Genomic DNA, 12,269 nt, shown 5'->3' on the forward strand with positions numbered 1-12,269 from the left:
CCATCGCGCTTGAACTCGGGACGCGGCCCCCGGGGGGGCCGGCCCGCGCGCCTATCATCCGCGCCTCCGCGCCGGGGGCTACCCCCCCCCTGGCGCGGCGAATGGGGGTCGGGCGGGCCGCTGGCCGGCAACGGCAGGGTTTGGCAATGCATGCAGCGTTGCCGGCCAGCGGCCGGCACTACCGTGATGCCAGGTACAGCGTTGCCGGCCAGCGGCCGGCATTACCGTGATGCCAGGCGCTGTTTCACTTCCGCCGCCACCCGCGCGGTCTCGCGCAGTGGTTCGATGCGGTCGTACTGCCAGTCCAGCCAGTGCGCCTGCAACCGCCCACGTTCGCGCAGCTGCTGCTGGAAGCGCGCCAGGCGGCCCTGCGCTGTGTCGGCCAGCGCCACCATCACCGGCATGCGCGTGGCGCAGGCCTCCGAGAGCAGGTTCACCGAATCGGGCGAGACCACCACGCGGTTGGCCCAGCCGAGCAGGCCGCCATAGGGATTGGTGCCGTCGCCACCATCGCCCCAGATCACGTGCGGCAGGTCGGCGAATTTCGCGCGCAGGATCTCCGCCAACGCCGGTGGGGTGCGTCGCGAGGTGGTGGCCAGCAGGCTGCCGCCTTCGCTGCGGATCTGCTCGGCCAGCGCCTGGAACACGCCGACCATCGCCGTCTCGTCCCAAGGCGCCAGCGGCGTCGGCCCACCGACCAGCAGTGCGGTGCGCGGGCCGGGCAGGGTGCTGAAGCCGGCGAACGCAGCGCGGCCCCAGGCCAGCCAGTCATCGTCCACCGGGTTGAGGCTGCCGAGCAGGGTGAGCACGTTGCTGCCGCGCAGGGCGTCGTGTTCGGGCACCACCACCACGTCCCAGTGGCGCGCGCCAATGCGCGGGTCGAGGATCTGCACCACCTGGGTGCCGCGTGCGCGCAGCACGCGCAGGGCGCCAGCGGCCTGGCGGCCACAGCCGATCGCCAGCGCCGGGGCGTCGGCAGCCAGCGTCGCGAAGGCCTCGCCGTAGCCGTTCACATCGCCGGGCAGGCGGCGCGGCGACAGCCAGCGCCAGGGCGCGCGCGGTTGCAGCAGCAGCGGTCGGTGGGTGCCCTGGCGCAGTGCCGAGGCCAGCGCAACCGCCTGGCGGACATTGCCCGCGCGGCCGTCAGTGACCGTCCAGGGCGCGCTCGATCGTTTCACCATTGGCATTAATTCGTTTCAGTCCTGCTGGGTGTTGCAACAGTCGCGACACTCTACACTGCGGCTCGTCGATTCGCCCCGCGCCGCCCGCGGGCACTGACTCCCTTTCGCCGCCCTGGAGATCCACCGATGTCCCACGCGCTCGACGCCGCCGCCCTCGATCAGCTGTTCCGCACGGCCCGCACCCAGAACGCCTTCCTCGACAAGCCGGTCCCCGAGAGCCTGCTGAAGGAACTGTACGACCTGGTGAAGTGGGGCCCCACCGCGGCCAACACCACGCCGGCCCGCTTCGTCTTCGTCACCTCGAAGGAAGCCAAGGACAAGCTGGCCCCGGCGCTGTCCGAAGGCAACCTGGCCAAGACCATGGCCGCGCCGGTCACCGTCATCATCGGTTTCGACCTGGACTTCCACGAGAAGCTGCCGTACCTGTTCCCGCACACCGATGCCAAGGCCTGGTTCGACGGCCCGCAGGAAGGCCGCCACGAAGCCGCCATCCGCAACGGCAGCCTGCAGGGCGCCTACCTGATCCTGGCCGCGCGCGCGCTGGGCCTGGATGCCGGCCCGATGTCCGGCTTCGACCCGGCCAAGGTCGACGAAGCCTTCTTCGCCGGCACCTCCATCAAGTCGAATTTCCTGGTCAACCTGGGTTACGGTGATCCGGCGGGCCTGTTCCCGCGCCTGCCGCGCCTGTCGTTCGACGAAGCGGCGCGCATCGCGTAAGTCGCTGTATCGGTTTCGGGCCCGCCGTCGTGCGGCGGGCTCTTGCTGCACCGTGTACCCACCCTACGATCCGGAGAGTTCCTCAGATGAGCGCCACCCGTAAACTGCTGCTGCCGCTGGCCCTGACCCTGGCCATCGCCGCCTGCTCCAAGCCGGCCGACACCGCTGCCCCGGCGGCCGATGCTGCCGCCCCGGCCACCACCGAGCAGGCCGCCACCCCGGCCGCCGATGCCGCCGCTGCTGCGCCGGCTGCCGAAGCGATCAAGATCGCCTCGGGCACCTACAAGCTGGACCCGAGCCACACCGACGTGCTGGCGCAGTGGAGCCACTTCAGCTTCTCCAACCCGAGCGCGCACTTCGGCAACGTCGAAGGCACCCTGGTGTACAACGCCGAAGACGTGACCAAGTCCACCGTGGAAGTGAAGCTGCCGCTGAGCGGCCTGAACAGCTTCACCGCCAAGTTCGACGAGCACCTGAAGAGCGCCGACTTCTTCGACGCCGCCAAGTTCGCCGATGCCACCTTCAAGAGCACCAAGGTGGAAGCGGCCGGCACCAACAAGCTGACCGTTACCGGTGACCTGACCATCAAGGGCATCACCAAGCCGGTCACCCTGGACGTCACCGTCAACGGCGGCGGCGAGCACCCGATGGCCAAGGTTCCGGCCGCCGGCTTCGATGCCACCACCACCCTGAAGCGCAGCGATTTCGGCGTCGGCGCCTACGCTCCGAACGTCAGCGATGAAGTGAAGATCCGCATCACCACCGAAGCCACCGGCGAAAAGCCGGCGGCTTGATGTACCCGACTCACTCGTCGTGAGAAGGCAGAAGGCCCGCTGAAAAGCGGGCCTTCTTTTTGGGTGCGGGGGAACGCGCATTGGTAGATGCCAACCTTGGTTGGCACATGGGCACTCCGCAGGCCAACCAAGGTTGGCCACTACCGGGTACGCGCCCTCAGCGCAACGTGCCCAACCACGCCCCACACGCTTCGCTCGGGCTCTGCTTGGCCTTCACCGTCATCCCGCTCACCCGCACGAACGTCTGCGCGGCCTGCGCCACCACCTGGCGTGCGATCAGCGCCGCCTGCTTGGTCGCGGCCTGTTGCTTGCGCAGCTGCACGATGTGCACCGACGGCCGGCCCACCGGCGCGTACTTCTGGTCACGGCGCAGCACGTCGGCCACCTGGGCCACTTCGAATTCGGCCTGCAGGTAGCGGTGCTGCGCCGCCACCAGCTCGCGCAGCGGCGCGCGCAGTGCAGCGCTGTCGGCGAACGCGGCCAGCGCCGCATCGCAGGCGGCGTCATCGGCAAAGCGGGTACGCAGCGCATCCACGCTGGCCAGGGTCAGTTTGGCCATGTGGGCCTCGTTGCTGCAGGAAAGGAGCGCGATTGTCGCATTGCCTGGCGGCTGATGCGTTGAACCGGGTGTCGGAATCCGTGTAGAGCCGAGCCCACGCTCGGCTCATCGCGCGCAGCGCGAGGGTTTTCCGATGGCGGAGCGGAGAGCAGCCGAGCGTGGGCTCGGCTCTACAATGGCTGTTGTATCACCCACGGAAGGAAGACCCATGCAGGACGCGCAGTACTGGTTGAACGAATTCTGGTCGGGCCTGAGCGTGCTCGATCTGCTGGGCGGCAGCGTGCTCGGCACGTTGCTTGGCCTGGTGCTGGGCATCCTCGGCTGGCGCTGGCTGCACAGCCGGGGTTGGTTGCAGCGGCGCAAGCGCTGGCATCACTGGCTGCTGGCCAGCTACGTGGTGCTGCTGCCGCTGGCCACGGCCTTCTTCGGGCTGCAGCTGGGCTTCACCGCCGGTGCGCACCGCGCGCTGTTCAAGCAGCTCGATCATTTCCAGCCGCACCTGCAGACTCTGGTGGAAGGCTGGAGCGAAGGCTTCACCGGCTCGCTGGACGACCCGCGCATGCGCGAGGCGTTGCGCAGCCAGGGCACGGTGGGCGATGTGGCCGACACCATTGCCTCTGCCTACCTCAGCGAACATCCGTTGCCCGGCCTGGACCGTCTTGGCAACGGCCCGTTGGCGCGCGGTACCGGCTGGGTGATCGGCAAGGTGCGCGAAGGCCTGCTGCGCGGCATGGTGGAAGACACGCTGGTGGACAAGGTCGGCACCCTCGGCCTGGAACCCAAGGTGGTGCGAGAGGCGCTGACCATGCATGTGGATGAGCTGTTGCACACCCGTGGCGTGCTGCGGCTGGTGAAGGCGCAGATCAACGGCATGATGCCCGGCGTGTACTTCGGGCTGCTGCTGCCGCTGCTGGTCATCGCGCTGCTGGTGGCGCTGGAGATCTGGGCCGCGCAGCGGTTCGGGTGGACGGGGCAGGTGGCCAAGCCGCCGGTCGCGGTCCCTCCTGTAGAGCCGAGCCCATGCTCGGCTCATCGCGCGTAGCGCGATGGGTCCATCGGTGGCCGAGCGGAGAGCAGCCGAGCGTGGGCTCGGCTCTACACAGTCAAGGGCGTGCGGACCAACGGTCCGCACCCACCAGGCAGGTTCTGGTGCATGGGGTCAGATCCCTTTTCCACAGGAAAAGGGATCTGACCCCGAGCCGGTCAATCGCCGTCGGTTTCGTCCGGGTGGGCCTTCCAGTAGCCGGTCGAGCGGATCCAGTCGCGCGGCACGCCCAGGTGGCCTTCGATGAACTTGCGCATCATCCGCGCGCGGCGCGATTCGGTGGCGATCCAGTAGAAGACATCGCCGTCCGGGGCCTCGAAGTCGGTCAGCATGTCTTCCAGCAGCGTGCTGCTGGCCGCCGGGAAGCCGTTGCGCTCCAGCCAGTGGATGCGCACGTTCTCGTACTGCGGCAGGTCCTGGCGCTCGGCCTCGTCGCGCACTTCGATGAAGGCCTGCACCTCGGCGCCGTCCGGCAGCACGTCCAGCCAGCGGGCGATGGCCGGCAGCGCGGTTTCATCGCCGATCAGCACGTAGGCGTCGTAGGTGTCGGCCACCACGAACGAGCCGCGCGGGCCGCCGATCACCAGCGTGTCGCCCGGCTGTGCGCGTTCGGCCCACGGCCCGGCGACGCCCTGGTCGTGCAGCACGAAGTCGATGGCCAGCTCGCCGGTTTCGTGGTCCCACCAGCGCGGGGTGTAGTCGCGCGACGGCGAGGGCTCCTTGCCGGCCGGGTAGCTGCGGCCTTCGGCGGTCAGCACCGGCAGCACCATCTCGCCGCTGGCGTTGGGGAAGAACAGCTTGATGTGGTCGTCGGCACCGGGCGAATCGAAGCCGGCCAGATCGTCGCCACCCAGCACCACGCGGCGCATGTGCGGGGTGACCTCTTCGGTGCGCAGCACGGTCAGTTCACGGAAGCGCACATCCAGGCGCAGGCGCGTGTTGTTGTGTTCGGTCATGGGGATACCTGTAAAGGTGTCGCGCGGGGGCGCGCGGCATGGGGGAGGACCTGGCTGGATTCAGTCTGGCTGGGTCGTTGAAAACGGTGGGTTCTCGCTACCGGCGGTACCGTTGAGCAGGGCCGAGGCCCGCGTCAGCAGCGCCGCCACTTCTTCCGCCTCGCCCTCGGCCCAACGGCCGTGGTGATGCACCAGCGCCCGCTTGAACTCGCGCAGGGCAGTGGCCAGCGGCGGCGGCAGCGAGGCCTTGGTGATCTCGCGGGCACGGTCGAAGGCACGCCGCTGCGCCAGCCGCACCTGGGTGCGCTGCACCTTCAGCTCGAACTCGCCGGCAGCGGTGATGCGGAAGATCCGCTTGCCATCCAGTTCCTCGGCCTCGATCCAGCCGGCCTGCTCGAAGCTGGCCAGCAGCGGGTACATGGTGCCGGCGCTGGGCGTATAGGCCTGCATGAACTGGTTGCTGATCAGCTGCATCAGCTCGTAGCCATGGCGCGGCTGCTCGCCGATCAGGGCCAGCACCAGCAGGCGCAGGTCGCCGCGGCTCAGCACGCGTGGCTGGCCGTTGCGGCGGGGCACCGCGGGATCGGTGGAACGGGCTCTGGGAGAAGGGGGGCGGCTCATTTCGATATATCGGTAAACGAGTGTGCAAACGATATATCGATATATCGAAGCCGGCAATCATCGATCCGGCCACAAGCAGGTCCGTTTTGGGCCACGGGCGGCCGCGTGCACAGCAAAAGGGGCGCCCCTTGCAGGGCGCCCCGGCGATGCTGTGGAAGGGAGCAGGGCCGCCAGGCCCCTCACTCGCGGCCCACGCTGGACCCGCAGCCGGTACCGATCCAGAGGCAGGTGCGACATGTTGTCGCCGGTTCAGTACCGTTGCCCGAACCGCCCCTACAGCGGTGCCGGAGTTGCCCTACAACCGTCATCGGCAGCGGTAACACTGCGTCCTGCACATGGGCGCAGCGGCCCGCAAGCGACAGCCCGCGCAGCCGCCAAGGCCCGCCGCAGGGCCGTCAGCGGGCGCGGCAAGCCCCTTGCGGACACTGGCCGCATGCGTCCATACGCCAGCGTAGCCAAGTGACGAAAGCCCTTGGTGCGCTACACTTTGCGGTCTAGAAATCTATACAACAGTCGCGCGCGTGCGTGCGGTAATGGGAGCGCTAATGAACTGGTTGAACGAGGTGCTGAACAACGACCCGAATCCTGTGGAGACCCAGGAGTGGATCGAGTCGTTGAAGGCCGTTATTGATGTCGAGGGCTCCGAGCGCGCGCATCAGCTGCTGGAAGGCATGGTGGAACTGACCCGTCGTTCGGGCGCCTACCTGCCGTTCTCTCCCACCACCGAATACGTCAACACCATCGAACCGCAGTTCGAGGCCAAGAGCCCGGGCAACGCCGAGCTGGAATGGCGCATCCGTTCGATCATCCGCTGGAACGCGATGGCCACCGTGGTGCGCGCCAACCGCAAGCCGGGTGACCTGGGCGGCCACATCGCCTCGTTCGCCTCCGGCGCCACCCTGTACGACGTGGGCTTCAACCACTTCTGGCGCGCCCCGAGCGAAAACCACCCGGGCGACCTGCTGTTCATCCAGGGCCACAGTGCGCCGGGCATCTACGCGCGTTCCTTCCTGGAAGGCCGCATCAGCGAAGAGCAGCTGGACAAGTTCCGCATGGAAGTGGACGGCGGTGGCCTGTCCTCGTACCCGCACCCGTGGCTGATGCCGGACTACTGGCAGACCCCGACCGTGTCGATGGGCCTGGGCCCGCTGGCCGCCATCTACCAGGCGCAGTTCATGCGCTACCTGGAAAACCGTGGCCTGATCGAGAAGTCCGACCGCAAGGTGTGGTGCTTCATCGGCGACGGCGAGAGCGACGAGCCGGAAACCCTGGGTGCCATCGCGCTGGCCGGCCGTGAAGGCCTGGACAACCTGATCTTCGTGGTGAACTGCAACCTGCAGCGCTTGGACGGTCCGGTGCGCGGCAACGGCAAGATCATCCAGGAACTGGAAGGCGTGTTCCGTGGCGGCGGCTGGAACGTGATCAAGCTGCTGTGGGGCGGTTACTGGGATGCCCTGCTGGCCAAGGACACCAATGGCGTCCTGAAGAAGCTGATGATGGAAACCGTCGACGGTGAGTACCAGAACTGCAAGGCCTTCGGCGGCGCGTATACCCGCGAGCATTTCTTCGGCAAGTACCCGGAAACCGCTGCGATGGTCGCCGGCCTTTCCGACGACGACATCTGGCGCCTGAACCGTGGTGGCCACGACCCGCACAAGGTGTACGCCGCCTACCACCAGGCCGTGAACACCAAGGGCATGCCGACCGTCATCCTGGCCAAGACCGTGAAGGGTTACGGCATGGGCAGCGCCGGTGAGGCACTGAACCCGACCCACCAGACCAAGAAGCTGGACGACGAAGCGGTGCGCCACTTCCGCGACCGCTTCAACATTCCGGTGACCGACGCGCAGCTGGCCGACGGCCAGGTGCCGTTCTACCACCCGGGCCCGGATTCGCCGGAAGTGCAGTACCTGCAGGAACGCCGTGCCGCGCTGGGCGGTTACCTGCCGCAGCGCCGCCGCAAGGCCGACAAGACCTTCGTGGCACCGAAGCTGGAAGCCTACGAGCGCCTGCTGAAGAGCAGCGGCGAGCGCAGCTACTCCACCACCATGGCGTTCGTGCAGAGCCTGAACATCACCCTGCGTGACAAGGAACTGGGCCCGCACATCGTGCCGATCGTGGCCGACGAAGCCCGTACCTTCGGCATGGAAGGCCTGTTCCGCCAGATCGGCATCTACGCGCCGTTCGGCCAGAAGTACAAGCCGGTCGACGCCGACCAGCTGATGTTCTACCGCGAAGACCAGAGCGGCCAGGTGCTGCAGCAAGGCATCAGCGAGCCGGGCGCGATCAGCTCGTGGATGGCGGCCGGTACCAGCTACTCGGTCAGCAACGTGCCGATGCTGCCGTTCTACATCTACTACTCGATGTTCGGCTTCCAGCGCGTGGGCGACATCGCCTGGCAGGCAGCGGACATGCGTACCCGCGGCTTCCTGCTGGGTGGCACCGCCGGCCGCACCACGCTGAACGGTGAAGGCCTGCAGCACGAAGATGGCTTCAGCCATCTGGTGGCCGGTGGCATCCCGAACGTGCGCAGCTACGACCCGACCTTCGGCTTCGAAGTGACGGTGATCCTGCAGCACGGCACCAAGCGCATGATGGAAGACCAGGTGGACGAGTATTACTACGTCACCCTGATGAACGAGAACTACACCCACCCGGAAATGCCGGAAGGTGCGGCCGAAGGCATCGTCAAGGGCATGTATCTGCTGACCGACGCCGGCAAGCCGAAGAAGGGCGAGCTGCGCGTGCAGCTGCTGGGTTCGGGCACCATCCTGCGCGAAGCCATTGCCGCCGCCGAGCTGCTGGACAAGGACTTCGGCGTGACCGCCGATATCTGGAGCTGCCCGAGCTTCAACGAACTGCGTCGCGATGGTTTCGACGTGGAACGTGCCAACCGCCTGCATCCGGAAGGTGAGCAGCGCAAGGCCTACGTGACCGAGCTGCTGGAAGGCCGCCAGGGCCCGGCGATTGCCGCCACCGACTACGTGCGTGCGTATGCGGACCAGATCCGCGCGTTCGTGCCGATGTCGTACACCGTGCTGGGTACCGATGGGTTCGGCCGTTCGGATACGCGTGCGAACCTGCGCCGGTTCTTTGAGGTGGATCGGTACTACATCGCGCATGCCGCGATTGCGGCGCTGGCGAAGGAAGGGAAGATGACCGCGAAGGATGTGGCCCGGGCGATCAAGCAGTACAAGATTGATCCGGAGAAGGCTAATCCTGTTGGGGTTTGATTTCGTCAATTAATTGACGTGAGAAAGGGCGGCCATTGGCCGCCCTTTTTTGTTGTATCAAGATGAGTATGCTAGTGGTGGTTCGATGTGCTCCGAGCGATTGTGACTCGGAAGGAAGCAGAGCTTAGCCAACCTGGAGTGGTTCGTGTTCAAGACTGTTTTGAAAGAATCGGTGAACATAGCTGGATCGGGCGGAGACCGACATTTCGTACTGAGCATCGCGAATGACTTTGAAGACTCAAAGTGGCGAGTAGCAAAATTCCATGAATTCGTGTGGAACAATATCGCTCAAACAGCTCTATCAGAGTCTGAGCGAAATGCGCTAATAGACAGTCCGCAAACCCTTATCAATAGAGCTGCTAGCAACCTTAGGCTCACCGATAGCGCAGAGGATATTGGATCTGGCAGCGAGCTTGCTGAGGCCATGTTGTACGGGGTCATGAGAGCGTACTATGACGGTCTCCCTGTAGTTCCAAAGATATTCTATAAACAGAATGCCCAGGATAACGCGAAGGGTGCAGATAGTGTCCACGTGACCGTGGATGGCGACGAGTTTCACCTCTGGTTTGGTGAGTCTAAATTCTACTCAAACATCGAAGATGCTCGTATTGCCTCTATTGTGAAATCTGTTGGGGAGTCGCTAAGGACGGATAAGCTTAAGAAAGAGAATGCAATAATATGCAACGTGAGCGATCTCTCGGCTTGCGTAAAAAATGAGATCGTTCTAGATAAGATAAAAAAAATGCTCTCCCAGGACGTCTCCCTGGATGAGCTCAAGCCCCACTTATGCATCCCCATACTTCTGCTTCATGAATGTGCGCTTACGTCGAGCGCCTCGATTTGGACCGATGAGTACGAGAAGTCCCTGATTGACCGCCACCGAGAGCGAGCGGTGGCCTACTTTAGTCGGCAGCTCAGCCAGCTTTCGTCCACTGTATCTCAGTATGGCGACATCACGTTTCACGTGATTTTGTTCCCAGTCCCTGACAAGAAGAAGGTTGTAGAGAAGTTCCTCGCAACCGCGAAGTTCCACAAGGAGTGTGGTAATGAATGATTTCGAGGTGCTTTCTAGAATCAACGATATGATCGAGCTTGGATGTGAGCAGGAGGCTCGATCTTCACTGATTGAGCATCTCCATGGACGGTCACAATCAGAGGAGGCCTATACGCCCCTTCTGAATCATCTCTTACGCAGGGTCGGGCTCTATCCTTATCTTCAGCTTGATACAGCGATGTGGCAGGATCGCATCGTCGCAGACGTTTTTCGAGCAGACGTTGGACTACCAGAGTTTGCAACTCTCCATCGCGACCAATCATCCTTGCTTTCTAAGCTGTTGAAGGGGCAGAGCGTCGCAGTAAGCGCACCAACTAGCTTTGGCAAGAGCTTCGTTATTGATGCTTTCATTTCGATAACTCGGCCAAAGTCAGTCCTCATCATCGTGCCTACGCTAGCGTTGATGGACGAAGTGAGGCGTCGACTTCATAGAAAATTTGGTGGCAGCTACTCAGTCGTGACGACGACTGAAGGGAATATCCCAGAGGGGGCGAAAATATTCGTCTTTCCCCAAGAGCGAGCCATTACCTATGCAAACAGAATTGAAAGCCTCGACTTGTTCATTGTGGATGAATTCTACAAGGCAAGTGCTGCGTTCGATAAAGACCGGTCTCCAACGCTAGTTCGTGCAATGATTAAGTTTTCGTCGATCGCCAAGCAGAGATATTTTCTCGCGCCCAATATATCATCGCTGAAGGAAAATCCTTTTACCAGGGGTATGGAGTTTGTTAAGACGGACTTCAATACCGTTGTTCTAAAGACTTACGACCTTTCGGACTCGACTTCTGGTGACGTAGATAAGAAGTCGGCTGCAGTGCGCAGAATCTGCCAGCCAGGCTCAAAAACCTTGCTTTATGCAGGATCTCATTCTCAGGTCAAGGTTGCATCGGATGCTGTCAAAATTTCGTGGCCATTGTCTAGTTCTTATCTCCTGCGCGACATAGGTAGATGGCTGGGAGATAACTATTCTGCAACCTGGGCTCTATCAACTCTTATTCAACATCGGATTGGGTTGCATAATGGCCAGATCCACCGGGCGATTGCCCAGATGCAGCTGCGGCTGTTCGAAATGGAACAGCATGGTTTGGATTTGATTGTATCTACGTCCTCGATAATTGAGGGCGTGAATACGTCAGCGCAACGTGTCGTGGTTTGGAGTAACAAGAATGGCAACCCGCGGCTTTCTAACTTCGACTACCGAAATTTAATTGGTCGTGGAGGGAGGATGTTCAGATACTTCGTTGGTGAAGTATATTTGCTGGAGAAAGCTCCTGCTGATTCCGAAACGCAGCTCACTCTAGAGTTGCCTGAATCGTTGCTTGGTGTTGCTGAAATTGACTCAGTGTCGGATTCGTTGAGCGAAGCGCAGCGGGACAAGGCCGAGGCTTTTGATAGAGATGTTTCGGCTATTCTTAACGTGACGTCTGTGGCTGCGCTGCAACGAGAAGGCAAGTTGCAATCGAGTGACGCAAATGTCATCTGGAAGCTGGTGAATTCGATTTCAAATGATCCGAGCAACTGGAGGGCTTTAGCAAATCTGAACTCCTCGAATCGAGAGTCATGGGAATGGGTACTCTTCAATGCAATCAACCTGAGTCCGGCTGGATGGGATGCCCCATACACCAAAGTCGTTGCATTCATCAAAGTCGTCGCAGACTCATGGACGTCTACAATTCCGGCAATGCTACGAAAACTCTCTAATCACGGGGTTACGGTTGAGGAGTTCTTCAAGCTTGAGAGGACGGTTTCCTACAAAATGGCAGCGCTCCTTGGGGACATCAATACAATTCATGCCAGGGTTAGTCCAAATCGCGGATTCGATGTGTCGCCATTCGTTTATAGGCTTTCCCACGCTTTTCTTCCGGCAGCAGTTTATCAACTCGAAGAGTATGGTCTGCCAAGAATGCTTAGTCGCAGGATTCATCTGTCAGCGATCGTAGATTTTGAGAAGGCGGACTTGTCTCTTCCTGATGCGCTCGAGGTGCTGGAGACCCGTCGGTCGGAAGTCTATGAGCTGTTCGGTTCCCCCGCAGAGCACTTCATGCTGGACCATTTCTATGCCGGCGTGACAGTGGATCAGGACACTCGCCAAAGTACCTAGTTCTTGTT

General features: G+C 62.6%; 10 protein-coding genes. 6 read left to right on the forward strand and 4 right to left on the reverse strand.

The features are described from left to right. Window positions 1-221: 221 nt before the first annotated feature. A complete protein-coding gene (locus AC5JLE_RS10255; RefSeq protein ID WP_100449279.1) occupies window positions 222-1,181 on the reverse strand; it encodes a mitochondrial fission ELM1 family protein in 960 nt (319 codons plus the stop codon). Between the two features lie 126 nt (window positions 1,182-1,307). Here AC5JLE_RS10255 and AC5JLE_RS10260 point away from each other — a divergent pair, with 126 nt between their 5' ends. Next, on the forward strand, window positions 1,308-1,898 hold the full coding sequence (locus tag AC5JLE_RS10260; protein ID WP_005415046.1) for a malonic semialdehyde reductase: 591 nt from the start codon (window positions 1,308-1,310) through the stop codon (window positions 1,896-1,898). An 86-nt stretch (window positions 1,899-1,984) separates the two neighbouring features. Then, a complete protein-coding gene (locus AC5JLE_RS10265) occupies window positions 1,985-2,692 on the forward strand; it encodes a YceI family protein (RefSeq protein ID WP_496065270.1) in 708 nt (235 codons plus the stop codon). A 157-nt stretch (window positions 2,693-2,849) separates the two neighbouring features. Here the strand turns inward: AC5JLE_RS10265 and AC5JLE_RS10270 are convergent, their stop codons facing one another. Beyond that, window positions 2,850-3,251, reverse strand: coding sequence for a hypothetical protein (locus tag AC5JLE_RS10270; protein ID WP_496065271.1), 402 nt, complete (start codon window positions 3,249-3,251; stop codon window positions 2,850-2,852). A 208-nt stretch (window positions 3,252-3,459) separates the two neighbouring features. Here AC5JLE_RS10270 and AC5JLE_RS10275 point away from each other — a divergent pair, with 208 nt between their 5' ends. Next, window positions 3,460-4,293, forward strand: coding sequence for a hypothetical protein (locus AC5JLE_RS10275; protein ID WP_496065272.1), 834 nt, complete (start codon window positions 3,460-3,462; stop codon window positions 4,291-4,293). Window positions 4,294-4,454: 161 nt separating this feature from the next. Here the strand turns inward: AC5JLE_RS10275 and AC5JLE_RS10280 are convergent, their stop codons facing one another. Further along, window positions 4,455-5,252 carry a siderophore-interacting protein gene (locus AC5JLE_RS10280; RefSeq protein ID WP_197602871.1) on the reverse strand — a complete coding sequence of 266 codons (798 nt, stop codon included), beginning with the start codon at window positions 5,250-5,252 and terminating at the stop codon, window positions 4,455-4,457. A 60-nt stretch (window positions 5,253-5,312) separates the two neighbouring features. Then, complete coding sequence (locus AC5JLE_RS10285; RefSeq protein ID WP_197561521.1) at window positions 5,313-5,873, reverse strand: helix-turn-helix transcriptional regulator; 561 nt, start codon at window positions 5,871-5,873, stop codon at window positions 5,313-5,315. A gap of 545 nt (window positions 5,874-6,418) precedes the next feature. On the opposite strand from AC5JLE_RS10285, the gene aceE reads away from it, so the two are divergent. The 3 genes from aceE (at window position 6,419) to AC5JLE_RS10300 (ending at window position 12,261) form a co-directional block, all read left to right on the forward strand. Then, complete coding sequence (aceE, locus tag AC5JLE_RS10290; protein ID WP_012478970.1) at window positions 6,419-9,106, forward strand: pyruvate dehydrogenase (acetyl-transferring), homodimeric type; 2,688 nt, start codon at window positions 6,419-6,421, stop codon at window positions 9,104-9,106. Window positions 9,107-9,251: 145 nt separating this feature from the next. Continuing rightward, window positions 9,252-10,160 (forward strand): HamA C-terminal domain-containing protein, encoded by a 909-nt coding sequence (locus AC5JLE_RS10295; RefSeq protein ID WP_496065273.1) that lies wholly within the window; start codon window positions 9,252-9,254, stop codon window positions 10,158-10,160. Then, the gene (locus AC5JLE_RS10300) at window positions 10,153-12,261 is read left to right on the forward strand and encodes a DEAD/DEAH box helicase (protein ID WP_496065274.1); all 2,109 of its coding nucleotides are present in this window, start codon (window positions 10,153-10,155) and stop codon (window positions 12,259-12,261) included. Before AC5JLE_RS10295 ends, AC5JLE_RS10300 begins: the two co-directional genes overlap by 8 nt. Window positions 12,262-12,269 lie beyond the last annotated feature (8 nt).

Source organism: Stenotrophomonas sp., assembly GCF_059505245.1.

Bases quoted from the DNA above. Each gene is read 5' to 3' on its own strand.
- AC5JLE_RS10255 (WP_100449279.1), bottom strand. From the start codon at position 1,181: ATGGTGAAACGATCGAGCGCGCCCTGGACGGTCACTGACGGCCGCGCG.
- AC5JLE_RS10260 (WP_005415046.1), top strand. From the start codon at position 1,308: ATGTCCCACGCGCTCGACGCCGCCGCCCTCGATCAGCTGTTCCGCACG.
- aceE (WP_012478970.1), top strand. From the start codon at position 6,419: ATGAACTGGTTGAACGAGGTGCTGAACAACGACCCGAATCCTGTGGAG.
- AC5JLE_RS10265 (WP_496065270.1), top strand. From the start codon at position 1,985: ATGAGCGCCACCCGTAAACTGCTGCTGCCGCTGGCCCTGACCCTGGCC.
- AC5JLE_RS10275 (WP_496065272.1), top strand. From the start codon at position 3,460: ATGCAGGACGCGCAGTACTGGTTGAACGAATTCTGGTCGGGCCTGAGC.
- AC5JLE_RS10280 (WP_197602871.1), bottom strand. From the start codon at position 5,252: ATGACCGAACACAACAACACGCGCCTGCGCCTGGATGTGCGCTTCCGT.
- AC5JLE_RS10300 (WP_496065274.1), top strand. From the start codon at position 10,153: ATGAATGATTTCGAGGTGCTTTCTAGAATCAACGATATGATCGAGCTT.
- AC5JLE_RS10270 (WP_496065271.1), bottom strand. From the start codon at position 3,251: ATGGCCAAACTGACCCTGGCCAGCGTGGATGCGCTGCGTACCCGCTTT.
- AC5JLE_RS10285 (WP_197561521.1), bottom strand. From the start codon at position 5,873: ATGAGCCGCCCCCCTTCTCCCAGAGCCCGTTCCACCGATCCCGCGGTG.